Annotated in this window: 24 protein-coding genes; 15 read left to right on the forward strand and 9 right to left on the reverse strand. The window is 69.0% G+C overall.

The window, feature by feature from the left end:
- Positions 1-223 precede the first annotated feature (223 nt).
- From AB0M65_RS30175 to AB0M65_RS30195, 5 genes are all read left to right on the forward strand, one after another.
- The gene (locus AB0M65_RS30175; RefSeq protein WP_364034961.1) at positions 224-610 is read left to right on the forward strand and encodes a YraN family protein; all 387 of its coding nucleotides are present in this window, start codon (positions 224-226) and stop codon (positions 608-610) included.
- A complete protein-coding gene (locus AB0M65_RS30180) occupies positions 611-2,119 on the forward strand; it encodes a YifB family Mg chelatase-like AAA ATPase (protein WP_364034964.1) in 1,509 nt (502 codons plus the stop codon). It begins immediately after the preceding gene.
- A complete protein-coding gene (gene dprA / locus AB0M65_RS30185) occupies positions 2,119-3,258 on the forward strand; it encodes a DNA-processing protein DprA (RefSeq protein ID WP_364034967.1) in 1,140 nt (379 codons plus the stop codon). The genes AB0M65_RS30180 and dprA overlap by 1 nt, the downstream gene beginning before the upstream one ends.
- A 105-nt stretch (positions 3,259-3,363) precedes the next feature.
- Positions 3,364-4,359, forward strand: a complete 996-nt coding sequence (locus AB0M65_RS30190; protein ID WP_364034970.1) for a tyrosine recombinase XerC — start codon at positions 3,364-3,366, stop codon at positions 4,357-4,359.
- 20 nt (positions 4,360-4,379) lie between these two features.
- Entirely contained in the window at positions 4,380-5,315 is a 936-nt protein-coding gene (locus AB0M65_RS30195; protein WP_364034973.1) for a FliA/WhiG family RNA polymerase sigma factor, read from the forward strand.
- A 29-nt stretch (positions 5,316-5,344) separates the two neighbouring features.
- On the opposite strand, the gene AB0M65_RS30200 is transcribed toward AB0M65_RS30195, so the two are convergent.
- Positions 5,345-5,956, reverse strand: a complete 612-nt coding sequence (locus AB0M65_RS30200) for a M23 family metallopeptidase (RefSeq protein WP_364034976.1) — start codon at positions 5,954-5,956, stop codon at positions 5,345-5,347.
- A 383-nt stretch (positions 5,957-6,339) separates the two neighbouring features.
- On the opposite strand from AB0M65_RS30200, the gene rpsB reads away from it, so the two are divergent.
- The 6 genes from rpsB to AB0M65_RS30230 all read left to right on the forward strand — a co-directional run bounded on the left by rpsB (position 6,340) and on the right by AB0M65_RS30230 (position 12,181).
- Positions 6,340-7,302, forward strand: a complete 963-nt coding sequence (gene rpsB, locus AB0M65_RS30205) for a 30S ribosomal protein S2 (RefSeq protein WP_364034978.1) — start codon at positions 6,340-6,342, stop codon at positions 7,300-7,302.
- A gap of 86 nt (positions 7,303-7,388) precedes the next feature.
- Positions 7,389-8,213: a translation elongation factor Ts gene (gene tsf / locus AB0M65_RS30210; RefSeq protein WP_364034981.1), complete on the forward strand. Its 825-nt coding sequence runs from the start codon at positions 7,389-7,391 to the stop codon at positions 8,211-8,213.
- Between the two features lie 92 nt (positions 8,214-8,305).
- Entirely contained in the window at positions 8,306-9,049 is a 744-nt protein-coding gene (pyrH, locus tag AB0M65_RS30215; RefSeq protein WP_364035029.1) for a UMP kinase, read from the forward strand.
- 51 nt (positions 9,050-9,100) lie between these two features.
- Positions 9,101-9,658 carry a ribosome recycling factor gene (frr, locus tag AB0M65_RS30220; RefSeq protein ID WP_364034984.1) on the forward strand — a complete coding sequence of 186 codons (558 nt, stop codon included), beginning with the start codon at positions 9,101-9,103 and terminating at the stop codon, positions 9,656-9,658.
- Positions 9,658-10,587 carry a phosphatidate cytidylyltransferase gene (locus AB0M65_RS30225; RefSeq protein WP_364034987.1) on the forward strand — a complete coding sequence of 310 codons (930 nt, stop codon included), beginning with the start codon at positions 9,658-9,660 and terminating at the stop codon, positions 10,585-10,587. Before frr ends, AB0M65_RS30225 begins: the two co-directional genes overlap by 1 nt.
- A 61-nt stretch (positions 10,588-10,648) precedes the next feature.
- Positions 10,649-12,181: a carboxylesterase family protein gene (locus AB0M65_RS30230; protein WP_364034990.1), complete on the forward strand. Its 1,533-nt coding sequence runs from the start codon at positions 10,649-10,651 to the stop codon at positions 12,179-12,181.
- 41 nt (positions 12,182-12,222) lie between these two features.
- Here the strand turns inward: AB0M65_RS30230 and AB0M65_RS30235 are convergent, their stop codons facing one another.
- Positions 12,223-13,068 (reverse strand): VOC family protein, encoded by an 846-nt coding sequence (locus AB0M65_RS30235; RefSeq protein WP_364034993.1) that lies wholly within the window; start codon positions 13,066-13,068, stop codon positions 12,223-12,225.
- A gap of 114 nt (positions 13,069-13,182) precedes the next feature.
- On the opposite strand from AB0M65_RS30235, the gene AB0M65_RS30240 reads away from it, so the two are divergent.
- Positions 13,183-14,028: a class I SAM-dependent methyltransferase gene (locus AB0M65_RS30240; protein WP_364034996.1), complete on the forward strand. Its 846-nt coding sequence runs from the start codon at positions 13,183-13,185 to the stop codon at positions 14,026-14,028.
- On the opposite strand, the gene AB0M65_RS30245 is transcribed toward AB0M65_RS30240, so the two are convergent.
- From AB0M65_RS30245 to AB0M65_RS30265, 5 genes are all read right to left on the reverse strand, one after another.
- Entirely contained in the window at positions 13,968-14,615 is a 648-nt protein-coding gene (locus tag AB0M65_RS30245; protein WP_364034999.1) for a PadR family transcriptional regulator, read from the reverse strand. The two genes, AB0M65_RS30240 and AB0M65_RS30245, sit on opposite strands and share 61 nt — an antisense overlap.
- Positions 14,616-14,714: 99 nt before the next feature.
- Positions 14,715-15,056: a hypothetical protein gene (locus AB0M65_RS30250; RefSeq protein ID WP_364035002.1), complete on the reverse strand. Its 342-nt coding sequence runs from the start codon at positions 15,054-15,056 to the stop codon at positions 14,715-14,717.
- Positions 15,053-16,375, reverse strand: a complete 1,323-nt coding sequence (locus AB0M65_RS30255) for an MFS transporter (protein ID WP_364035005.1) — start codon at positions 16,373-16,375, stop codon at positions 15,053-15,055. The genes AB0M65_RS30250 and AB0M65_RS30255 overlap by 4 nt, the downstream gene beginning before the upstream one ends.
- Positions 16,375-18,537: a YcaO-like family protein gene (locus AB0M65_RS30260; RefSeq protein ID WP_364035008.1), complete on the reverse strand. Its 2,163-nt coding sequence runs from the start codon at positions 18,535-18,537 to the stop codon at positions 16,375-16,377. Before AB0M65_RS30260 ends, AB0M65_RS30255 begins: the two co-directional genes overlap by 1 nt.
- A 90-nt stretch (positions 18,538-18,627) precedes the next feature.
- A complete protein-coding gene (locus tag AB0M65_RS30265; protein WP_364035011.1) occupies positions 18,628-18,762 on the reverse strand; it encodes a hypothetical protein in 135 nt (44 codons plus the stop codon).
- A 194-nt stretch (positions 18,763-18,956) separates the two neighbouring features.
- Between AB0M65_RS30265 and rlmN the strand changes: the two genes are divergently transcribed.
- Positions 18,957-20,063 (forward strand): 23S rRNA (adenine(2503)-C(2))-methyltransferase RlmN, encoded by a 1,107-nt coding sequence (gene rlmN, locus AB0M65_RS30270; RefSeq protein ID WP_364035014.1) that lies wholly within the window; start codon positions 18,957-18,959, stop codon positions 20,061-20,063.
- 32 nt (positions 20,064-20,095) lie between these two features.
- The gene (locus AB0M65_RS30275) at positions 20,096-20,368 is read left to right on the forward strand and encodes a hypothetical protein (protein WP_364035017.1); all 273 of its coding nucleotides are present in this window, start codon (positions 20,096-20,098) and stop codon (positions 20,366-20,368) included.
- A gap of 13 nt (positions 20,369-20,381) precedes the next feature.
- Here AB0M65_RS30275 and AB0M65_RS30280 read toward each other — a convergent pair whose 3' ends face one another.
- The gene (locus AB0M65_RS30280) at positions 20,382-21,062 is read right to left on the reverse strand and encodes a TetR/AcrR family transcriptional regulator (protein ID WP_364035020.1); all 681 of its coding nucleotides are present in this window, start codon (positions 21,060-21,062) and stop codon (positions 20,382-20,384) included.
- A gap of 71 nt (positions 21,063-21,133) precedes the next feature.
- On the opposite strand from AB0M65_RS30280, the gene AB0M65_RS30285 reads away from it, so the two are divergent.
- A complete protein-coding gene (locus AB0M65_RS30285; protein WP_364035023.1) occupies positions 21,134-22,243 on the forward strand; it encodes an FAD-dependent monooxygenase in 1,110 nt (369 codons plus the stop codon).
- Positions 22,244-22,253: 10 nt separating this feature from the next.
- Here AB0M65_RS30285 and AB0M65_RS30290 read toward each other — a convergent pair whose 3' ends face one another.
- Positions 22,254-22,469 carry a hypothetical protein gene (locus AB0M65_RS30290; protein WP_364035026.1) on the reverse strand — a complete coding sequence of 72 codons (216 nt, stop codon included), beginning with the start codon at positions 22,467-22,469 and terminating at the stop codon, positions 22,254-22,256.
- Positions 22,470-22,817 lie beyond the last annotated feature (348 nt).

Below are 22,817 nucleotides of genomic sequence, written 5' to 3' on the forward strand. Positions count from 1 at the left end.
GTTAGGCAAGGGGGCCTTCCTGTACTCAGGGTCAGGGCCGCCTTGGGGCGGCGCCCCTAGCACCGGCCACCGACAGTTTTCGGGCGGCGGGGTCCGGCCGTGCCGGAATCATCCACAGGACCCCGGTTGTCCACAGGGGGGCGAATCGAGTCTGTTCGGTGCCCTGATCACCCTGGCACCGTTGATCGGACACGCACTGTGACGATCACCGAGGGGGATCGAGATGACGAGCACAGCCGAACGGCCGCCCGCCGGGGCACCACGCATCGTGCTGGGGCGCTGGGGTGAGGACCTCGCGGTCCGGCATCTGGAGAGCACGGGCTACGTCGTACTGAGCCGCAATTGGTACTGCCGCGACGGCGAGCTGGATCTCGTCGCGACCGACCAGAAACGCCTCGTCTTCTGCGAGGTGAAGACCAGGACAGGGCTGGGTTTCGGCACTCCGGCCGAAGCGGTGACGCCGGACAAGGCGGACCGGATCCGCCGCCTCGCGAACCACTGGCAACGCAAGTTCATGCTCCGCTGGTGCCCGGTCCGCTACGACATCATCGCGATCGTCGCACTGCCCGGCGAGGAGCCGCATGTACGGCATATCAAGGCGGCGTTCTGAGTGGCCTTGGCGAAAACGTGGTCCGTGGCGCTGCTCGGCGTCGACGGCAAGATGATCGAGATCGAGGCCGACATCGGCGGCGGGTCGCCGAGGGTGACCATGGTCGGGCTGCCCGACGCGGGGTTGAAGGAGGCCAAGGACAGGGTCCGCTCCGCCGTCCGCAATTCGCGCCAGACTTGGCCGGACGAGAAGGTGATCCTCGGCCTGTCGCCGGCGAACCTCCCCAAGGTGGGATCCGGTTACGACCTCGGGATCGCGGCGGCCGTCCTCGCCGCGACAGGGTCGGTCCCGGCCACGAAACTGCTCGACACCGTGCTGCTCGGCGAACTCGCCCTCGACGGCCGGGTCCGCGCCGTCCGCGGGGTCCTGCCGGGGTTGCTGGCGGCCCGCAACGCCGGGTACCGGCGGGCGGTCGTGCCGTCCGAGTCGTTGTTCGAAGCCGCGCTCGTGGACGGTCTGGACGTAGGTGGGGTAACCCGGTTGAGCGATTTCGTCGACTGGCTCAAGGGCGAAGCCGAACTCGCCAGGCCCGAGCCGTCCCTGGTCCAGGAGCCGCCTCAGGTACCCGATCTCGCGGACGTCGTGGGGCAGCCCGAGGCCCGGTGGGCGCTGGAGGTGGCCGCGGCCGGCGGGCATCACCTGCTCATGACCGGGCCGCCCGGAGTGGGCAAGACAATGCTCGCGAAACGTCTCCCCGGGCTGCTGCCGCGGCTGACCTCCGAAGAGTCGTTGCAGGTCACCGCCATCCATTCGATAGACGGTTCGCTGTCGGCGACCGCTCCGCTGGTCACCGTGCCGCCGTTCGTCGCGCCGCATCATTCGATCAGCGTGCCCGCGCTGGTCGGTGGCGGTGCCGGTCTGGCCGTGCCCGGCGCCATCAGCCGGGCACACCGGGGCATCTTGTTCCTCGACGAGGTCTGCGAGTTCGGTCCGGAGCGGCTGGAGTCGCTGCGCACGGTCCTCGAAGAGGGCGAAGTCCGGATCGCGAGGGTCAAGGGCTCCGTGCGCTACCCGGCGCGCTTCCAGTTGGTGCTCGCGACGAATCCCTGTCCTTGCGCTCCGGCGAAAGACGCCGATTGCACCTGCTCGGCGGCCGCGCGAAGACGGTATTCGGGCAGGCTGTCAGGGCCTTTGCTCGATCGGGTGGATCTGCGTGTGCGGCTGCGCCCGCTTTCCGTGCTCAGCGCGCATCTGAGCGAGCAGCCTGAATCATCCGCCGCCGTCCGGGAACGGGTGCTGGAGGCCCGTGAGCGAGCCGGGAAGCGCTGGGCGGAGCACGGCTGGCCGACGAACGCGGAGGTACCAGGACCGGCGTTGCGTCGCGAGTTCGCCCTTCCCGCGCAGGTCACGGCGCTACTGGACCGTGCGTTGGAACGAGGAGCACTGACCGCCCGCGGCGCGGACCGATGCCTTCGTATCGCTTGGACCCTCGCCGATCTGCGAGGCGTCGAAAGGCCCGAAGCCGACGAGGTCGCGGCGGCGTTGAACTTCCGGGAGAGGTCATCCTGATGAGTGAATTCGAAGCCGACCGGATCGCGCGGTCGTATCTCCTGCGAGTGGCCGAGCCACCGGCGCCCGCCCTTGTCGATTTCGTCGGGGAGCACGGCCCGGTCATCGCCGCGGAACGGGTACGGCGCGGCGACTGCCCGCCGAAGGTCCGAGACGAGACGGCCGCACGGCGAGCACACGACTACGCCGGGCGTGACCTGGACAGGGCGGCGGCGGGCGAGACCCGGCTCGTCATCCCGGAAGACGACGAATGGCCTGCTTGGCCGTTGCTTTCGCTCTCCATCGCCCGAGGCAGGGGTGTCTCCGGGGTGGCGCCACCGCTGGCGCTGTGGGTACGCGGACCGGCCCGGCTCGACGAGGCGGTGGACCAGGCGATCGCGCTCGTCGGTGCCAGGGCGGCGACCGACTACGGCGAGCACAACGCCGCCGAGCTGGGCTATCACCTGGCGGGCCGGGGGATTCCGGTGTTCTCGGGTGCGGCGTACGGCATTGACGGCGCGGCCCATCGCGGAGCGCTCGGCGCGTCCGGCACGACGGTCGCCCTGCTCGGCTGTGGGATCGACGCCGGTTACCCGGCACAGCACACGACGTTGCTGCGCACCATCGGCGAGACCGGGGCGGTGGTCAGCGAGTACCCACCCGGTACCCCGCCCGCGAGACACCGGTTCCTCGTCCGCAACAGGCTCATCGCCGCACTCACCGAAGGGACGGTCGTGGTCGAGGCGGGCAGGCGCAGCGGTGCGCGGAACACCGCCGGCACCGCCGGAACACTGGGAAAGGTCGTGATGGCGCTGCCAGGGCCGGTGTCGTCGGGGATGTCCGCGGGCTGCCACGCCCTGATCCGCGAAGGGCAAGCCACCCTGGTGACCTCGGTCGACGAGATCCTCGAGACCGCCGGACGGCTCGGGCAGGCCAGTGCGGATCCGGCGAAACCACGCCGCCGCACCGACGGGCTCGGACCGGAGGCCCTGCGAGTGCACGACGCGTTGTCCGGACGGTCGGCGAAACCGGAGGAACGGATCGCCGCCGAAGCCGGGATCCAGGTCGAGCGCGTCCGGTCCCTGCTGCCCGAACTGGAACTCGAAGGATTCGCCGAAAGGGGTGACGCAGGGTGGCGAAGACGGACCGCCAAGACCTGACTGGCCTACCCCCGGGACGCCATCCCGGCACGATCCGACCACGGACACCGCACCAGGGTGCGGCGATACTTGACCATCCGCCGTACATCGCGCAGCGTGATCGGCATGCCGTCGACCGAAGATCCCCACGGCACGGGAAAACGCTCCCGCAGGCCCGATCTGCGTACCGCCCGTGCCGCGCTTCCGGAGCCCGTCCGGAAGCTGATCGACGACTACGAACGGCACCTTTCCCTGGAACGCGGGCTTTCCGCGCATACGGTGCGTGCCTACCTCGGCGATGTCGTTTCGCTGCTGGGCTTCGTGGACGGGAACGGCGGGTGGCTCGCCGGCCTCGGCATCGCGACCCTGCGCGGCTGGCTCGCCCGGCAACGCGAGGACGGGGCGAGCCGGACGACGCTGGCCAGGCGTGCGGCGGCGGCCCGCACTTTCACCGCGTGGGCGCATAAACGCGGGGTGCTCGCGACGGATCCGGGTGGGCGGCTGGTGGCGCCGCGCGCGCATCGCAAGCTGCCCGGGGTCCTCCGGGCGGAGCAGGCGAGTGAGGTCATGCGCTTCTCAGCCGCCGGTGCCGAACAGCGCGACCCGGTGGCGTTGAGGGACAGTGCCATCGTGGAACTGCTCTACGCGACCGGGGTGCGGGTCTCCGAACTGTGCGGGCTGGACGTCGGTGACGTCGACTTCTCCCGCCGGGTGGTGCTCGTGCTGGGCAAGGGCGGCAAGGAACGGGTCGTACCGTTCGGCGTCCCGGCCGAAGCCGCCTTGCGCGGATGGCTGGACGAGGGCCGGGGAAAGCTCGCCGTCGAGTCGGACGGCCGGGTGGAGGCCGCGCTCTTCCTGGGGGCGCGAGGCGGCAGGCTCGATCCACGGGCGGCCCGCCGGGTCGTCCACGACGCCGTCGGTGCGGTGCCGGGCGCGAGTGACATGGGGCCGCACGGCCTCAGGCATTCGGCGGCCACTCATCTGCTCGAAGGCGGTGCCGATCTTCGGAGCGTTCAGGAACTGCTTGGTCACGCTACGCTGGCTACGACGCAGCTCTACACTCATGTGACCGTCGATCGGCTGAAGGCGATCCACGACCGCGCACACCCCCGGGCCCGATGATGCCGGGGAGGACTCGGCAGGTGACCCGGCGGCCCGAATCAGCGGCGCACGCGCATCCGCACGAGCACGGAGACCACTCTGAGCCGCATGCTGAGAACGGCGGTCCGATGACCGCCGACCCACATGTCACCGAAGCCGCCGGGAACCACCGTCCCGGCGGGGACGGTCCTGCCGTCGCGCCCGTGGCGCGGACCGGTTACGAGGTGGACGCCGGGATCCAGGCGTTGTGGGGGCAGTTCACCGAGTCGCCGGACCAGATCCTCCGCGACCGGCTCGTGCTGCACTACGCCCCGCTCGTCAAATACGTCGCGGGCCGCGTCGGCACCGGCCTGCCGACCCACGTCGACGTCGGTGACCTGATCCAGTCCGGGATCTTCGGCCTTGTCGACGCGATCGAGAAGTTCGAGCCCGCCCGCGGCCTGCGCTTCGAGACCTACGCCATGCAGCGCATCCGGGGCGCGATCCTCGACGACCTCCGCTCCCAGGACTGGGTCCCGAGGGCGGTGCGCAGCAAGGCCCGCGAGGCGGAGCGCGCGCTGGAGCGCCTCGGCGCCCGGCTGAACCGCACCCCGACCGACGCCGAACTGGCGGCCGAACTCGAAATCAGCGTCGACGATCTGCGCGAGTTCTACGGCCAGCTACAGCTGACCAGCGTCATCGCACTGGAAGACCTGGTCGCCGCCGGCAAGGACAGCGGCTCCCTCGTCGACACCCTGCCCGACGACGGCGCCGTCGACCCGGTGGCCGTCCTCGTCGACCAGGACAACCGCCGTCAGCTGGCGCAGGCGATCGCGCAGCTCACCGAACGCGACCGGATCGTGGTCGGCCTCTACTACTTCGAGAGCCTGACGCTCGCCGAGATCGGCAAGGTCCTCGGCGTCACTGAGTCGCGGGTCAGCCAGCTGCACACCCGCGCCGTGATGCGGCTGCGCGCGAAACTGGTCGAGACGGCCTAAGTGGTCGGTCGCCGTGGTTGCTCACAGACTTATGCCTGGCTCCCCTCCCACGGTTTGAGGCGGATCTCCGAGGGTTCGCCGATCAACGCCAGCGGATCGACGTACTCCTCTCCTTTCCGGACGCCGAAATGCAGGCACGCTGGTTCCGGACAGCCCGGATGCCCGGCCACGAGCGTCCCGAGCACCTGGCCCCGGTACACCTGGTCACCCGCGGTGACGGTAGGGGTGAGCGGTTGGTAGGTGGTGTGCAGGCCGCCTTCGTGGTCGACGGACACCACTCCGCGACCCGCCACCTGGCCGGCGAACATCACCACTCCCTCGGCGGCCGCGAGCACGTTCGCGCCCGGCGCCGCGGCGAGATCGACCCCGCGATGGCCGGGGCCGTACGGCGTCGACGGCGGCTCGAAGTACCTGGTGACGCTGGGTGCCGGTGAGAGCGGCCAGGAGAGGCGTCCTTGCGGCGAAGGCACGCCTCTCGCCGTTCCCGGCATGGCCGAAGAGGCCAGGATCGCGAGAACGGTCGCGAGGATCGCGAGGCGTGGCAGACGCCTCGGCCGTCCCGGGCGGCGATGCCTGCCGCCGGTGCGGTCGACAGCGAAGGAATGCCTGGTGACAGGCCGGGAACAGGTCGTCATCGTCATGTGTTCCAGCCTGGGTGCCCGGCGTGGCGGACGGGGCGCGCCGACGGAATCCGTGGATTACCGGGCCGGTTGTGGACAACCGCTCTCATCAGGGGCTGCCGGTGCGGTAGGTGGTGACGACAGGGAGTAGACTCTTTTGCGCGGTCCGCGGCAGCGGACTGACTTCGCGTGCACGTGCGCGCACCCGATGGCCGATCTCCTCACGGAGGGTCAGGACAGACGGGGGCACACGGCCCGGCGGTCCCAGGATCACTTCACGTTCCCGGGTCCGGGCCCGAGCATCTGCACCAGGGCGATCGGCCACCCGGCCGAGAGCGACGAACCGAGCAAGCGCGTTCCGGCCGAGCCGGGCGCGCACGACACAGAAGAGGTTGATTCCGGCAATGGCCGTCGTCACCATGAAGCAGCTGCTCGACAGCGGCGTGCACTTCGGGCACCAGACTCGTCGGTGGAACCCGAAGATGAAGCGCTACATCTTCACCGAGCGCAATGGCATCTACATCATCGACTTGCAGCAGACGCTGACGTACATCGACCGTGCGTTCGAGTTCATCAAGGAAACCGTCGCGCACGGCGGCACGATCATGTTCGTCGGCACCAAGAAGCAGGCGCAGGAGGCCATCGCGGCCGAAGCTTCCCGTGTGGGCATGCCCTACGTGAACCAGCGCTGGCTCGGCGGCATGCTGACCAACTTCCAGACCGTGCACAAGCGTCTCCTCCGCCTCAAGGAGCTCGAGTCGCAGGAGCAGACCGGTGGCTTCACCGGCCTCACCAAGCGCGAGATCCTGACGCTGACCCGCGAGAAGGACAAGCTCGAGAAGACCCTCGGCGGTATCCGCGACATGGCCAAGGTGCCGAGCATCGTGTGGATCGTCGACACGAAGAAGGAGCACATCGCCGTCGGCGAGGCTCGCAAGCTGAACATCCCGGTCGTCGCGATCCTCGACACCAACTGCGACCCGGACGAGGTCGATTACCCGATTCCGGGTAACGACGACGCGATCCGTTCGGCCGCGCTGCTGACCAAGGTCGTGGCCGAGGCCGCCGCCGCCGGTCTGATGGCCCGCTCCAGCCGCAACGGTGCCTCCAACGCCGACACCAAGCCCGAGCCGGGTGTCGCCGCGGACGAGCCGCTGGCCGAGTGGGAGAAGGAGCTGCTCGCCGGCTCCGAGACCGCCACCGCGGACGCCAAGGAAGCCGCCGCCGCGACCGAGGCGGCCACCGAGCCCGCCGCGGAGCCGGCTGCCGAGCAGCCTGCCGCTGAGCAGTCGGCCGCCGAGCAGCCCGTTGCCGAGCAGCCTGCCGCCGAGCAGCCCGTCGCCGAGCAGGCAACCGCCTCCTCCTGATCCACCTCGTGAGGCCGCCTTCGGGCGGCCTCACGAGTACCTCTCCCAAAAGACTTCTCGTACCTGAAAAGGACGGACAACGCACGATGGCGAATTACACCGCCGCAGATGTGAAGCGCCTCCGCGAACTGACCGGCGCCGGCATGATGAACTGCAAGAAGGCGCTGGAGGAGAACGACGGCGACTTCGACAAGGCCGTCGAGTTCCTGCGCATCAAGGGCGCCAAGGACGTCGGCAAGCGCGCCGAGCGCGCGACCGCCGAGGGCCTCGTCGCCGGTGACGGCGGCGTGCTGATCGAGCTCGACTCCGAGACCGACTTCGTCGCGAAGAACGAGGACTTCCAGACCCTCGCCGCGAAGATCGTCGAGGTCGCGAAGACCGAGAAGACCAGCGATGCCGAGAAGCTGAAGGCCGCCTCGCTCGACGGCAAGACCGTCGCCGAGGTCGTCCAGGAGCTGGCCGCCCGCATCGGTGAGAAGCTCGAGCTGCGCCGCGTCGCCGCCTTCGAGGGCACCACCGCCACCTACCTGCACCGCCGCGGTGCGGACCTCCCGCCCGCCGTCGGCGTGCTCATCGAGTACACCGGCGAGGGCGACGCCGCCGCCGAAGCCGCTCGTGGTGCCGCCATGCAGGTCGCCGCGCTCAAGGCCAAGTACCTCACCCGTGACGAGGTGCCCGCCGAGATCGTCGAGAACGAGCGCAGCATCGCGGAGAAGACCGCTCGCGAAGAGGGCAAGCCGGAGCAGGCGCTCTCGAAGATCATCGAGGGCAAGGTCAACGCCTACTACAAGGACACCGTCCTGCTCGAGCAGCCTTCGGTCAAGGACAACAAGAAGACCGTCAAGGCCCTGCTCGACGAGGCCGGCGTGACCGTGAGCCGGTTCGCCCGGTTCGAGGTCGGCCAGGCCTGATCCAGGCGCGGAACACAAGAGTCACCGCTGTGCCCCGTCTCCGTCCATCGGGGACGGGGCACAGTCGGGTCAAGAGCATGAGGGAGAGCGACATGGGTGTCCGGGTCGAAGGCGGATACCGGCGGGTGCTGCTGAAGCTGGGTGGCGAGATGTTCGGCGGCGGTTCCATCGGGGTTGATCCGGATGTGGTGCACTCGGTCGCTCAGCAGATCGCCGACGTGGCGCGCACGGGGGTGCAGATCGCCGTCGTCATCGGCGGCGGCAACTACTTCCGCGGCGCGGAACTGTCGCAGCGCGGCATGGACCGCGACCGCGCCGACTACATGGCGATGCTCGGCACCGTGATGAACTGCCTGGCACTGCAGGACTTCCTGGAGAAGGAAGGCCTGCCGACCCGCGTGCAGACCGCCATCACCATGGGGCAGGTCGCCGAGCCGTACATCCCGCGCCGCGCGGAGCGTCACCTCGAGAAGGGCCGCGTCGTCATCTTCGGCGCAGGGGTCGGCATGCCGTACTTCTCGACCGACACCGCCGCCGCGCAGCGCGCGCTCGAACTCGGCTGCGAGGCCGTCCTGATGGCGAAGGCCGTCGACGGCGTCTACACCGCGGACCCGAAGAGCGACCCCACGGCCGAGATGTTCCACGAGATCAGCCACCGCGAGGTGCTGGAGCGGGATCTCAAGGTCGCCGACGCCACCGCGTTCAGCCTCTGCATGGACAACAACATGCCGATCATCGTGTTCAATCTGCTCACCGAGGGGAACATCGCTCGTGCGGTCGGTGGTGAGAGGATCGGCACCCTGGTCGACACCCCCGCCGACGGGGTGCCCGCGTAGCCCTGCTCTGCTCTTCGCAACCGGTACGAATACACAACAACGGGAGTTGCCGTGATCGACGAGACCCTCCTCGACGCCGAGGAGAAGATGGAAAAAGCGGTGTCCGTCGCCAAGGAGGACCTGTCGTCGGTGCGCACCGGCCGGGCCCACCCGGGGATGTTCTCGCGCATTGTCGTCGACTACTACGGCGCGCCGACCCCGCTGAACCAGCTGGCGGGCGTCAACGTGCCCGAAGCCCGGATGGCGTTGATCAAGCCTTACGACCAGACCTCGCTCAACGCCATCGAGAAGGCGATCCGCGAGTCGGATCTCGGCGTCAACCCGAGCAACGACGGCAACGTGATCCGCATCGTCATCCCGCAGCTCACCGAAGAGCGCCGCAAGGAGATGGTGAAGGTCGCCAAGGCCAAGGGTGAGGACGCCCGCGTCTCGATCCGCAGCGTCCGCCGCAAGGCCAAGGAAGAGCTCGACCGGATCAAGAAGGACGGCGAGGCAGGCGAGGACGAGGTCGTCCACGCCGAGAAGGAACTGCAGAACCTCACCGACAGCTACACGCACAAGGTCGACGAGCTGGTGAAACACAAGGAAACCGAGTTGCTCGAGGTCTGATGAGCCAGGTGAGCGAGGAACGCGAGGACCGGGTGGACGTCCCGGAACCGGTTCCGGCAGCAGTGCCGGATCCCACAGCGCCGGATTCCAAGACCGTGCCGGAACCGGTACAGAAGGCTTCCCGCGCCGGCCGCAACCTGCCCGCCGCGATCGGGGTCGGGCTGCTGCTGGGGGCGGCGATCGTCACGTCCCTGCTCACCGTGCGCTTTTTGTTCATCGGCATCATCGCGATCGCCATCGCGGTCGGCACGATCGAGCTGGCAGGCGTGCTGAAGCGCGCGGCGGGCATCCAGATCGCGCTGGTCCCGGTGCTCGTCGGTGGCCAGGCGATGATCTGGCTCGCCTGGCCGTTCCGCCACGAGGGCGCGCTGACGGCGTTCGTGCTGACGGTGCTGGTCTGCCTGCTGTGGCGGTTACGCGGTGGCGCGGACGGCTATCTGCGTGACATCAGCGCGTCCGTCTTCGCCGTCGCGTACATCCCGCTCTTCGGCGCCTTCGCCGCGATGCTCGTCCCGCCGGAGGACGGCGTCGGCCGCGTGCTGGCGTTCATGATCGGTGTCGTCGCCTCGGACACGGGTGGCTACATCGCCGGTGTGCTCGGCGGCAAGCATCCGATGGCGCCCAGTATCAGCCCGAAGAAGACTTGGGAAGGTTTCGCCGGTTCGCTGGTGGCGGGTGTGGTCGCCGGCGCGCTGACCCTGAGCCTGTTGCTCGACGGCCAAGCCTGGCAGGGTGTGCTGTTCGGCGCGGCGATCGTCTGCACCGCGACCCTGGGTGACCTCGTCGAGTCGCTGATCAAACGCGACCTCGGGGTCAAGGACATGGGGAACATGCTGCCGGGGCACGGTGGCCTGATGGACCGGCTCGACTCGCTGCTCCCTTCGGCCGTCGTCTCCTGGCTGCTGCTCTCGGCGTTCATTCCCGTGTAGGCGAAAGCCAGGTGACAAGCCCGGCGTGCTGGGCCATGGTCGGAGTATGCGAACTCAAGGAATGAGTAAGCGACTACTGGCCATGGCACTGAGCCTCTTGACGCTCGGAGCACTCACGACTGCCGCGGCCGAGGCGGGCGAAAGCCCGATCGTCCGCACGGATTCCGGACCCGTTCGCGGGGTGATCACCAGTGAAGTCCGGAGTTTCCAAGGGATCCCGTTCGCCGCGCCGCCGGTCGGCGACCTGCGCTGGCGGCCTCCGCGGAGACCTGATTCGTGGACCGCGGTGCGGGACGCGAGCAAGCCGGGACCTCGATGCGCGCAGGGGCCTGGGCTCGGTTCGGCCGCGAGCGACGCCGAGGATTGCCTGTATCTCAACGTGATCGGCCCGGCCGGGCCGACGCGTAAACCGCGTCCGGTGATGGTTTGGGTCCACGGCGGGGGCTTCACCGGCGGTGCCGGCAGCGACTACGACTTCAAACGTCTCGCCCTCGGCGGGGACGTCGTCGTCGTGAGCGTGAACTACCGCTTGGGTGTGTTCGGCTTCTACGGGCACCCCGAACTCGGTCGCGACTCCGGTGCCTTCGGGCTCGAAGACCAGCAGGCCGCGCTTCGCTGGGTGCAGCGCAACGCGCGTGCTTTCGGCGGGGATCCCCGCAACGTCACGTTGTTCGGTGAATCCGCCGGTGGGATGAGCACCTGCGGACAGCTGACTTCGCCGTCGGCGGCCGGGTTGTTCAGCCGCGCGATCATCCAGAGCGGTCCGTGCACGCTGAGCTGGCCCGATGACGGGTTCGCACCCGGCGTTCCCGCGGGAACCCCCTTCCGTCCCCGCGCGGACGTCGAGAAGGACGGGGTGGCGGTGGCCGCGAAGCTGGGCTGCGCCGACGTCGCCTGTCTGCGGCGGCTGCCGGTCAAGGACCTGGTGAACCAGCCGCTCGCGACGCCCGCGTTCGATACCGCGGTGCTCCCGGAACATCCGGCCGCCGCGCTCAAAGCGGGGCGGTTCGCCCGTGTTCCGGTGCTGAGCGGGACCACCAGGGACGAGGCGAGACTGTTCGTCGCGCTGTACCCGGGACAGCCGTTCACGGAAGAGCGCTACCAGGAACTGCTGCGGACCGGGTTCGGCGCCAAGGCACCGATCGTCGCCGCGAAGTACCCGTCGGCGAAGCACGGCGGTCCGGCGATGGCGTTCGCGGACGCCATGACCGACCGGGTCTGGGCCTGTCCGGAGGCCGAGGCCAAGCGCTCGCTGAGCGCGCGCACCCGGTCGTTCGGTTACGAATTCGCCGATCGGAACGCTCCCGCGCTGATCCCGGCGCCGCCGGGAATGCGGATGGGTGCGGCCCATGGGTCTGAGTTGGCTTATTTGTCTGATTTGACCGGTTTTCCGGTGGAATTGAATCCCGCGCAGAAGGAGCTCGCGGCGCGAATGATCCAGTATTGGACCCGGTTCGCGCGGACCGGTGATCCGAATGGCGAAGAACTGCCGAAGTGGCGTCCCTCGCCGAAGACGCAGTCGCTGACGCCGGACAAGATCGGTCCGGTCGACTTCGCGGCCGAACACCACTGCGGATTCTGGGCGGGTCTCTGACGAAGGAGCCGGGGTGACGTGCTCACCCCGGCTCTTCTTCGTCAGTCGTCGTACGGGTCGTCGACTTCGGCGCTGCCCCAGCCTTCGACGGCTCGGGAGTGGTCGATCACCGCGAACACCGAACCGTCCGGGTCGGCGAGAATCGCCATCCGGCCGTACGGGGTGTCGTAGGGCTGGACCACGACGGCCCCGCCGAGCATCAGCGCCTGGCCTGCCGCGGCGTCCGCGCCGCGCGCCGGGTCCAGTTCGAGGTAGACCATCCAGTGCGGGGGAGTGTCCGCCTGGTACTCCGTGCCCATGACGTACCGGTACAGCACCGGTTCGTGCTCGATGAGCCATTCGGCGTAGTCGAGCGAGCTGCCGTCACCGATTTGGTGGCTCGTGTAGTCGAACAGGCGGCAGTAGAAGTGATCCGCCGCCGCCCCGTCGTGGGTGTTGAGGTCCGCGCCGCTGAAGGTGTTGGGCACCCCGGTCGCGAACTCCCAAGTGGCGGACGGCTCCCAGAACACGACGTGCGCGCCGCAAGCGTCTATCGCGTGGACGATGTTGCCGCGGTGGGGAATCGTCATCGGTCCGAGGGTGACCCGGCCACCGAGGCTGTCCACCCACTCGGCCGCCGCGGCCGCCTGCGGGACCGAGATGTGGACGCTCCAGCCGGACGGCCCGTCCGCGCCCGAGCGGTAGAGGCCACCCACCGGGACGCCGTTCAGGGTGGCGATCGAGTACCGTCCGGTCGGCGTCGCCGGATCTCGCTGGACGGTGAACTCCCAGTCGAAAAGCCCGCTGTAGAAGGCTTGTGCGGCCGCTTCGTCTCCGCAGGCGAGTTCGATCCAGCACGGGATTCCTGAAGGGACGACGGAAGTGTGAGCGGCCGAGCCAAGCGACATGCGGTTCTCCCTTACCAGTGGGGGTAAAGTCTAGTCGCTATCCGCATTGTTTCCGTCAAAGATTTCGACCGGATGACGCCGAACCCGGCCCGGTGTCACATCGTTGGAGTTTCCGTGCGCTGGTTTCCCCGAACTGTCTCCTCCTTCCGCGACGGCGGCAAGGATGTGCTGCCGAGCCCGAACATCTGGTACTACCAAAAGGCCTACGAGATCGAGAACCGCGCACAGGACGTCGACGACGAGATCTGGCGGGTGCTCGGTGAGTACCGTGACCTGTCCGGCACGGACGTGCTCGACATCGGCTGCGGTGACGGATTCCACTTGCCGCGCTTCGCCGCGACCGCGCGGTCCGTGGTCGGGATCGAACCCCATGAACCCTTGGCCCGCGACGCGCGGCGCCGCGCCGGGGAACTGCCGAACGTCGAGGTGCGGAAAGGCCGCGCGCAGCGGCTTCCGGTGCCGGACGCGTCTTTCGACGTCGTCCACGCGCGGACAGCGTACTTTTTCGGCCCCGGCTGCGAACCCGGTCTTCGCGAGGCGGAGCGGGTGCTGCGCCCGGGCGGCACGATGATGATCGTCGATCTCGATGTGGCGAGTGAGCCCTACGGCGGCTGGATGCGGCAGGACCTGCCGCGGTACGACCCGCCCGGCGTCGAAAAGTTCTTCGCCCGTCAGGGATTCGGCTGCCGCAAGGTGATGACGCGCTGGCTGTTCGAGGACGCCGCCGCGATGGAAGCGGTGCTGAAGATCGAGTTCAGCGCTCCGGTCGCGGCGAAGGCGATCGCGGAGGTCCGGCACCTCAACGAGGTTTCGTCAGGCGCCGGGGAGAAGCGGATGACGCTGCCGGTGGGTTATCGCGTGCATACACGCACCAAACCCACCGGCCTCGTCGTGCCAGGTCACTCCGCGTCCCCGTCCGGAGCGGCGGCGGCATCGTCGGCCTCGCCGAGGATGCTGTAGATCATCCGCCGGGCCTCGTTGAGGACGTCGACGGTACGAGCCTGCTGTGCCTCGCTGCCGGCGTGCATCACCTGCGCGACCGCCGCGGCCAGGGTCGCACCCGCCTTGCGCAGGTTCACCTCGACCGGGTCGACGTCGTGGGCGATTTGCTCCCACGGCGGGACGGTGTCCTGCTGTTCGGCCGCGGCGCGGCCGGTTTCGGTGAGTTCGAACAGTTTCTTGCCGGTCTCGTCCTTGCTGATCACCAGGCCTTCGTCGGCCAGCATCTGCAGCGTCGGGTAGACCGAGCCGGGGCTCGGCCGCCAGAAGCCGCCGGAGCGTTCGCCGATCTCGCGGATGATCTCGTAACCGTGCCTCGGCTGCTCGGCGAGCAACGCGAGGATCGCGGCGCGGACGTCACCGCGTTTGCCGCGTCGCCCGCCGGGGCCGCCGCGACGGCCGTGCCGGTGCCGGTTGCCGGGTCCACCCGGTCCGCCGGGGCCCCAGCCCGGAGGCGGCGGGGGGAATTCGCCGAAACCGCCGCGAGCCCAGGGCCCGAAGGCGGGACGGCCGTGTTCGTGTTCTGAAGGGAAGGGTCGTCGTCGCATCTCTGAATCCTCTCTACGTAATGTTCCAACACGTTCACGATATATCGGAAACAGTCGTACGACAACCCTGAGCCGGTGATCTGGGTCTCAGCAGGGCTCTCAGCGCAGGTCGAGCATGAGCAGGTCGACGACGCCAGCCTCGAACTCGCCGATCTTCTGCCAGCCCCAGCGGTCGTAGAGCCGCCGGGCGGGCGCGGTGACGCGGGACCCCAGCAAGGCGAACCGCTCGGGCCGGTCTTTCAGCAGGTCAGTGAGCAGGGCGTGACCCTGCCCGCGACCGCGTAGCTCGGGAACGAGGGCCAGTTCGTAGACGTAGAACAGCGCTTCGCCCGCCAGCCGATCCGGCGGGGGAGTCGTCGCGTGGGCGGGCCACCACCCGGCTTCCTGGCCGACCCCGTACGCGAAGCCGCCCACCGCGTCATCGGCGGAGACGGTCTTCATGGCGAATCCGGGGAGCGCCGAGTGTTCGGCGAACAGGACGCGGAACCGGGCGACTTCGTCTTCGCCTTCGAAGTAGGGCGGTTCGCGGTAGACACGGCGGTAGACGCCGTCGAGGTCAGAGTGCACCGTTGAAGTCTGCCCAGCACCACGATCGCCGCGCCACAACAACCGATCAGCACCAGCCACGGCAGCCCGGAGCCGTGCGACAGCAGCCAGGTGAACGTCGCCGGGGCGAGCACACGCGCCGCGCTCCACACGAGTTCTTCGAGACCGAGATAGCGGCCACGCAAGTGGGGCGGGGCGATCGCGACGATCAGCGCGCTGCTGGTCGGTGCCTGGAGCAGTTCGGCTCCGGTGAACACGACCATCGCCACCGTGAGGAGGAGGAACGCGATCGTCGGCTGCCCGGCAGGCACGAACGCGAACAGCAGGAACGACAGCGCCCACACCGCGGCCGCGACCTGAAGGGTGCGTGGCATTCCCCGCCGTTCCACCCGGCTCGCGACCACGGTCTGCGCGAGCACGACCAGGACGGTGTTGATCGCGAAGAGAACACCGGGCTGCCAGGCCGGCAGCTTCAACCCGTCGAGGACGTACGCGCTCAGCAGGACGGTCAAGGCCAGGTCGCACAACGCGAAGACGAAGACCGTCACGAGGACGCCGCGGAAGATCCGGTCGGCGAACACTTTCCGGTAACCGTCGGTGGGAGGGGCCTCGGGTTGGCGAGGAGTGCCCGCGGGCGCTCGCCACGACGCGACCAACGCCGCCGCGATGACGAAGCTCGCCGCGTTGACCAGCACGATCACCGGGTAGCCGCCGGTGCCACCCCAAGCGACCAGGAAGGCGCCGAGCAGCCCGCCGAGCCCGATGCCGACGTTGCGCAGCGCGCGTTCCATCGCGTACCAGCGGGCGCGCTGCCCGTCGTCGGCCACCTGCGCGACCAGTGCGCCGGTCGACGGCCAGAACAGGCCCTCGCCCCAGAACGTCACCGCGGCCAGCACGACCAGCTGCCACACCTCGTCGGCGAAGACGTAGCCGGTGAAGGTCACCGCGCGCAGAAGGTTGGCGGCGATCACCATCCGGCTCGGCCCGAACCGGTCGATCAGCCGTCCGGCGAGCGGGCCCGCGGGCAGCGCGATCATCGCCGCGATCGACAGTGCCGCCCCGACCGCCGTCAGCGGAAGCCCTTTGGCGGCATGGAAGTACACGACGGCGAAGGGCAGGAAGAGCCCGGTTCCCAGCGCGTCGATACTCTGCGCCGCGATCAGCGGGAACCGGCCTCGGGTGCTCGGGAGGCCGAGCAGTTCGGTGACGGCCATCAGGCGTGGGGAAGCGGGAAGACGTTGAGATCCCCTTCGGCGAGCGGCTGGTCCCGCCAGCCGAGTCCCACGGCCGCGTCGGCGATCCTTCCGTTGCCCCACAACGGGAGTCCGGCGGGGAAGTTCGACACGAGGCCCGGCACCAGCGTATGCGCGGCGTGGAATCCCGCGGCCGCGACGTCGCAGGTGGTCAGGTCGACGCTGATCACCTCGAACCCTCGCGCCTCGACGCGGTCCTGGTAGGCCTTGAGCCGTCGTTCCCCGAGTGACGGCAGGTCGTCCCAGGTGCGCTCCGGCAGGTCACGCACCCACGGCGCGACCCATCTCCCGGCCCGGGGATCGAGGTAGAGCTGTTGCTGGCAAAGAAGATCCGCGACGTCGGCGAAGTCCTCGCGGTAGGAATCGAGGTACCGCCGGTCGGCACGGTACGGCTTGAGGTCGCCGAGGTGCGGCAGGTCCTGGCGCATCGCGGCCAGTTCATGCTCGTTGTCGAGGGCACGGCAGGTGTGCTGCAACGTGAACCCCTCGGCCAGCGCCTTCTTCGCGGCTTCGATGGCGTCCGGGCGGGCCGCGAACCCGATGGACAGCCAGCGGGTGACGCGGTCGAGTACCGCCGCGGCGACCACCGGGACGTCGAACTCGTTGTCCAGGTGGATGAGCGTGACCTCGTAGCCGTCGACGGTGTCCGCGATGAGCGACTGGATCTCGTCCGGGATCGGGAGCCGGGCGAGGCGCGGGGTGTTCGCCCACCAGAGCATGGTGGTGTCACGTTCGAGGACTTCTTCGAGGCCGGACGTGACGGCGTGCTCTTCGGTGCTCCCGGCGGCGAGGCCCGCGATCAGCGGATCGGCGAAGTGGCCTTCCCCGGCTTGCCGTTCGTTCGAGATCAGGAACGCCGGAACCCAGACGGATTCCTTGGTGGAGTGGGAAAACCCCTCCACCCACGAGCATTCCGTGTCCGGTGTCAGCGGTGAGAAGGGGAAGCCGGGTGAACGGTACTGGTCGGCCGAGTAGAGGTTCAGCCGGCCCGGCTCGATCGCCGGGATGCCGTAGCGCGCTAGTTGCGCGTAGCTGCCGAAGCGCACTTCGCGTTCCGGAGCGAGCCAGCTCCCGCAGTAGCGCTCCACCGCTTCACCGATGGCGGATTGCCGGGCGAGGTCGAAGTCGTGCCAAGACGTGCCGAAGGCCTGGCGGTCGTTGGGCCAGTTCATGACCCGGCGCATGTCGGCGACGTCCACCGCGCATACCCGCAGCCGGGCGGGCATCCCCGGCGACGGCGGGATCTCGCCGACGCCGGTCACGATCCCGGTCTGGTCGTCGACCAGCAATTCCGCGTTGGTGACGGCGGGGACGGGCCGGACGCGATCCGGCACGGGGAGGATCGGCCGGCGGATCTCGGTCAGGTCCGCCGGGTTGAGTTCGATCTCGCCGGTGGTGACCGCGGTTCGCCCGCCCGAGAGCCAGCGTTCGAGGTGGACGGCGAGGTTCGCCAGTATCCAGCGCGTGTCACCGGGTTTCGACGAGGTCCCGTTCGCGGGTGCGGAAAGGAAGGCATCGACGACACGAGGATCCAGGGCGGCGGAACGACGACGGGCGACGACGTCGGCGAAGTCGATCCCGCCGGGGGTGATCGCGGGCCCGGCGATCGCCCGGCCGCGTTCCCGGCGCAGCGGCAGCCAGCGCACCCCGCTCCCGGCGCACAACACGTCCAACGCGGTCAGCTCGGCGTACGCGGGGTGATCGAAGGCCGCGACCACGACGGTGTTCACCGTGTCCACTTCGGACAGATCGGGGAAGGACGAAACGGTCTCGACGCTCGCGTATCCGCTGTCGGCAAGGGTTTCCGCCAGTCGCGCGGTGAGTGCCGGGGAGCCGGTGAGGAGGACAGTGGTTTCGGGAACCCGGTCCACCACGTCGTCCTGAGTCAGGCAGCCGTCGGCTTCGAGGAGGTCGACCACCTCCGCGTAGTCCGGGTTCATGCCTGCCAGCAGCTGGGCGCGGGTCCGGGTGCCGTCGCAACGGCCCGCCCACGCGCGGAACTCCCGGATGGGTGCGGTGATGGAGAACTGACCCCCGTTCGGGGTGACGAGAAAGCAGAGCTCCGGTTCGAGATCGGTGATCTCGACTCCGTCGAGCCGCAACCTGGCATCTTCGGACCCCATGGCAACCCCATCGTTTCCAGGACTCCGCCTCGGCGCGCCACGGTCCCCGGTGACGCGGGACCGTGGCGGCGCGGGCGGCTGATCGGCCGGTTACTTGGCGGCGGAACGGTTGTGCACGACCGCGCGGTTGTGCACGACGGCCCGGTTGTGGACGACCGCGCGGTTGTGGACCACGGCGCGGTTGTGGACGACGACGCGGCTGGGACGCTCGAAGGTCGAGATCATGGTTCCTCCTGAGTGTTCGGGGTCGTCACGCTCCGTGGCGCGACCTGACCAAGTCTCGCCCTGGGCATGACCTCCCGACGTCTCCTCGTATGCGATCCGCATGGTTCGGCCGGGTACCCGTCACGTGACCTGGGGAACAGCGATCCGGGGCGGCTCGGGCGTGCCGGAGGTGGACATGGGAGACTGAGTGGGCTATGACTGCCCTCCCTCTCGTCTTCGACGCGCCCAAGCGCGGCCTCCCGCCGCGCCACCTCGCCGACCTCACCGCCGCCGAGCGGGCCGAGGCCGTCGCCGAGCTGGGTGAGAAGCCGTTCCGCGCGAAGCAGCTGTCGAACCACTACTTCTCGCGGCTCACGGTGGACCCGGAGGAGATGACCGACATCCCGGCGGCCTCGCGGGAGAAACTGGTCGGCGACCTGATGCCGACGCTGCTCACCGAGATCAAGGCACTCGCCGCCGACGACGGCACGACCCGCAAGACCCTGTGGCGCGCGCACGACGGGACACTCCTGGAGAGCGTGCTGATGCGCTACCCGGACCGCGCGACCCTGTGCATTTCGAGCCAGGCAGGCTGCGGCATGGCGTGCCCGTTCTGCGCCACCGGCCAGGGTGGCCTCGACCGGAACCTCTCGACCGCCGAGATCGTCGACCAGGTCCGCTCGGCCGCCGCCGTGATGCGTGACGGCGCCATGCCCGGTGGCCCCGGCCGCCTGTCGAACATCGTCTTCATGGGCATGGGCGAGCCGCTGGCGAACTACAAGCGAGTCGTCGCGGCGGTCCGGCGGATCACGGATCCTTCGCCGGCGGGGCTGGGGATCGGCCAGCGTTCGGTGACCGTGTCGACGGTGGGCCTCGCTCCGGCGATCCGCAAGCTGGCCGACGAGAAGATGCAGGTGCGTCTCGCGGTTTCCTTGCATACTCCGGATGACGAGCTTCGCGACACCTTGGTACCGGTGAACGAGCGTTGGTCGGTCGACGAGGTTCTGTCGGCCGCCCGGTACTACGCCGACACTTCCGGACGCCGTGTGTCCATTGAGTACGCGTTGATCCGGGATATCAACGATCAGCCTTGGCGTGCCGAGCTTTTGGCGAAGCGGCTGCGTCAGCACCTCGGACAGCTGGTGCATGTGAACGTGATCCCGCTGAACCCGACCCCGGGTTCGAAGTGGGACGCGTCGCCGAAGCCGGTGGAGCGCGAATTCGTGCGGCTGGTGAACGCGGGCGGGGTTGCCTGCACGGTGCGCGACACACGTGGCCAGGAGATCGCCGCGGCTTGCGGACAGCTCGCCGCCGAAAACTGACTTTTCCTTCCAGTGATGGAGATTTCGTCGTGATGTATGCCCCCAGCCTGCTGGAACCGGCTGCGGAGGAGCTGAGGCTCGCCGACTGGACCGGTCATGGTGCGACCGGTGTCGCCCGTGAGGCTCGGACGTTGCTCGGTGAGCGGTTCAGCTCGGTGACGTTCATGTACGTGCTGATGCGGGCGTTCGAGGTGGAGTTCTACGCGGCGCGTGACGCTTCGCGCTGGCACGAGTTCCACGGTGGGCCGTATGCGTTGTCGGACGCCGATCTCGAGGCGTTGCTGGCTCCGTGGCTCGGGCGCTGATCAGCGCCACCTGTCATTTCGCGAGGCGGGCCTCGATGCCGTCGAGCAGGCATTCGAGGCCGAGCCGGAAGGTCTCGTCCGCGTCGAGGTGGACGGCGTCACGCACGACGGTGGCCAGCGCCGGATACTTGCCGGTGGCGAAAAGCCGTTCCAGATAAGGCCCGAGTGAGACCTGCCAGCGCCTCTCGTCCAGCCCGGTGGCCCGCTCGGCACGCCGTTTCGCGATTTCCCCGCGCACTGCGCCGATCACGTAGGCGTTGACCGCGGTGGTCACCGGCATGACGTCGTCCACGCCGATACCGTCGAGGGCGGCCATCACGGATTCCCCGCTGGCCAGCGCTTGCGGCCCGAGCCCAGGACGGCCACCCAGGAGATCGGCGAGCCATTCGTGCCCGTGCGCGGCGTTCCGCGTGGTTTCGGCCAAGGAGCGCAGCACCTCTCGCCAGCCATTCCCGGTCGGCCGGATCTCGGCGTAGACCGCGTCGAGCATCAGGTCGAGCAGTTCTTCCTTGGTGGCGATGTAGCCGTACAACCGCATCGGGCCGACGTCCAGCGCGGCGGCGACCTTGCGCAGCGACACCGCGTCCATACCGTTCGCGTCGGCCAGCCGGATCGCCGTCCGCACGATCAGGTCCCGGCTCAGCGGGACCGGCACGGGTCGATTCGGCGGCTCGGGCCGCTCCCACACCAACATGCCGGTGACAATACATCGCACCGCGCGATACAGTGTATCGACAAGTACGGTGTATCGAACGAGGGGGCGGCATGACCATCGTCATCATCGGGGCAGGCCTCGGCGGCCTGGCTCTCGCCAGAGTGCTGCACGTGAACGGCGTCGATTCCGTCGTGTACGAACGGGAACCGTCACGCGACGCACGCGGCCAGGGCGGCATGCTCGACATCCATTCCGGTCAGCGGGCGCTGCGTGAGGCCGGTCTGATCGACGGATTCCACGCGATCGCCCGCGGCGAAGGCCAGGACATGCGTCTTCTCGAGCCGGACGGCACCCTCCTGCTCCAGGAGGACACACCCGACGACGCCCCGCTCCTGCGGCCCGAGGTCGACCGGGCCGATCTGCGTGACCTGCTGCTGGACTCCCTTCCCGGACACACGGTGCGCTGGGGGCATGCTTTCGACTCCGCCGGCGACGGCCTGGTGCGCTTCTCCGACGGCAGCAGTGCGACGTATGACCTGCTGGTCGGTGCCGACGGCGCGAACTCCCGGGTCCGCGCGCTGCTCACCGACGCGCGGCCGGCGCATATCGGCCACAACTCCGTCGAGCTCGGCATTCCCGACATCGACCACACGCGTCCCGACCTCGCGGCGATGGTCGGGCGCGGCAACTACTGGGTGCTCGGCGACGGGAAATCCCTTGCGGCGCAGCGTAACGGCGACGGCCGCGTTCGCATCGGCGTCAATTTCTACAACACCGGCGAGGACTGGTTCGCCACCAGCGGGATCCCGTTCGACGACCCGGCCGCCGTCAAGGCACGGCTGATCGACCTGCTCCACGGCTGGCACCCGCGGTTCATTGCGTTGATCGAGGCCTGCGACGACAAGGTCGTGCCGCGGTCGATCAGCACCCTCCCGGTCGGCCTGACCTGGCCGTCGACACCCGGTGTCACCCTGCTCGGCGATGCCGCGCACCTGATGCCGCCGGTGGGGGAGGGCGCCAACATGGCGCTGCTCGACGGCGCCCTGCTCGCCCTCGCGCTGGCCTCCCGTCCGGACGACTTTCCCGCCGCCGTCAAGGAATACGAACGCGAGATGTTCGAACGCACCAGTGCCGCCGCCCGGATGTCCGAGAAAGTGAAGGAACTGATGATGTCGCCGGGTGCCGCGCGGAAGATGCTCGCGTTCTTCCAGCCCGACTGACGGAAACCCGTTATCCGTCGCGCTGGAGCGCGTCGGCTAGCCGGTCGAGTGCCGCGCTCGGCGAGGCGGCGGTAGAAGGCGGCGACCGCGTCATCGGAGAACCGGTCGGCGGGCAGCCGCAGGCAGCACAGGGCCCCGCCGTCCGGGCCTCGCGGAGCCGTTCGTACAGCCCGGCGCCGGTCGTGGTGAGCCAGCCGAGCCGTAGTCCGGGTGCGCCGTGCGCCACCGGACGAGCTCAGCGAAGCCGTCCGCCACTTGGCCGCCGCGTGGCGCGGCTTCGGCCTGCGGCACTCACGACCTCACGTGGCCCAAAGGGCAGCCGCGGTGTCTTGAAGGCCCCCTTTGAGACGTTGATCGTCTCAAAGGAGGCCTTCAGGACATGCCCGCGACCAAGGGCGGCTGCCAGGTATGGGTCCGGGTGGTCGCGAGTGGCAATGGGCGTTCTGGCCAAGGGTGTTTTAAGTACCTACGGCGGCGCGTGAAGGACCCCTTCCCTCGGCTCAGCCGGAGAAACTCGACCTTCACACCTTCCCCAGTACAGGAAGGCCCCCTTCCTTGCGCCTAGCGCAAGGAA

Source organism: Amycolatopsis sp. NPDC051071, from assembly GCF_040682875.1.
Lineage (GTDB): Bacteria > Actinomycetota > Actinomycetes > Mycobacteriales > Pseudonocardiaceae > Amycolatopsis.

Bases quoted from the DNA above. Each gene is read 5' to 3' on its own strand.
- AB0M65_RS30200 (WP_364034976.1), bottom strand. From the start codon at position 5,956: ATGACGATGACGACCTGTTCCCGGCCTGTCACCAGGCATTCCTTCGCT.
- AB0M65_RS30280 (WP_364035020.1), bottom strand. From the start codon at position 21,062: ATGTTGGTGTGGGAGCGGCCCGAGCCGCCGAATCGACCCGTGCCGGTC.
- AB0M65_RS30230 (WP_364034990.1), top strand. From the start codon at position 10,649: ATGAGTAAGCGACTACTGGCCATGGCACTGAGCCTCTTGACGCTCGGA.
- AB0M65_RS30235 (WP_364034993.1), bottom strand. From the start codon at position 13,068: ATGTCGCTTGGCTCGGCCGCTCACACTTCCGTCGTCCCTTCAGGAATC.
- rlmN (WP_364035014.1), top strand. From the start codon at position 18,957: ATGACTGCCCTCCCTCTCGTCTTCGACGCGCCCAAGCGCGGCCTCCCG.
- AB0M65_RS30190 (WP_364034970.1), top strand. From the start codon at position 3,364: ATGCCGTCGACCGAAGATCCCCACGGCACGGGAAAACGCTCCCGCAGG.
- pyrH (WP_364035029.1), top strand. From the start codon at position 8,306: ATGGGTGTCCGGGTCGAAGGCGGATACCGGCGGGTGCTGCTGAAGCTG.
- rpsB (WP_364034978.1), top strand. From the start codon at position 6,340: ATGGCCGTCGTCACCATGAAGCAGCTGCTCGACAGCGGCGTGCACTTC.
- AB0M65_RS30260 (WP_364035008.1), bottom strand. From the start codon at position 18,537: ATGGGGTCCGAAGATGCCAGGTTGCGGCTCGACGGAGTCGAGATCACC.
- AB0M65_RS30175 (WP_364034961.1), top strand. From the start codon at position 224: ATGACGAGCACAGCCGAACGGCCGCCCGCCGGGGCACCACGCATCGTG.
- AB0M65_RS30250 (WP_364035002.1), bottom strand. From the start codon at position 15,056: ATGAAGACCGTCTCCGCCGATGACGCGGTGGGCGGCTTCGCGTACGGG.
- AB0M65_RS30275 (WP_364035017.1), top strand. From the start codon at position 20,096: ATGTATGCCCCCAGCCTGCTGGAACCGGCTGCGGAGGAGCTGAGGCTC.
- AB0M65_RS30255 (WP_364035005.1), bottom strand. From the start codon at position 16,375: ATGGCCGTCACCGAACTGCTCGGCCTCCCGAGCACCCGAGGCCGGTTC.
- AB0M65_RS30285 (WP_364035023.1), top strand. From the start codon at position 21,134: ATGACCATCGTCATCATCGGGGCAGGCCTCGGCGGCCTGGCTCTCGCC.
- tsf (WP_364034981.1), top strand. From the start codon at position 7,389: ATGGCGAATTACACCGCCGCAGATGTGAAGCGCCTCCGCGAACTGACC.
- AB0M65_RS30265 (WP_364035011.1), bottom strand. From the start codon at position 18,762: ATGATCTCGACCTTCGAGCGTCCCAGCCGCGTCGTCGTCCACAACCGC.
- AB0M65_RS30225 (WP_364034987.1), top strand. From the start codon at position 9,658: ATGAGCCAGGTGAGCGAGGAACGCGAGGACCGGGTGGACGTCCCGGAA.
- dprA (WP_364034967.1), top strand. From the start codon at position 2,119: ATGAGTGAATTCGAAGCCGACCGGATCGCGCGGTCGTATCTCCTGCGA.
- AB0M65_RS30245 (WP_364034999.1), bottom strand. From the start codon at position 14,615: ATGCGACGACGACCCTTCCCTTCAGAACACGAACACGGCCGTCCCGCC.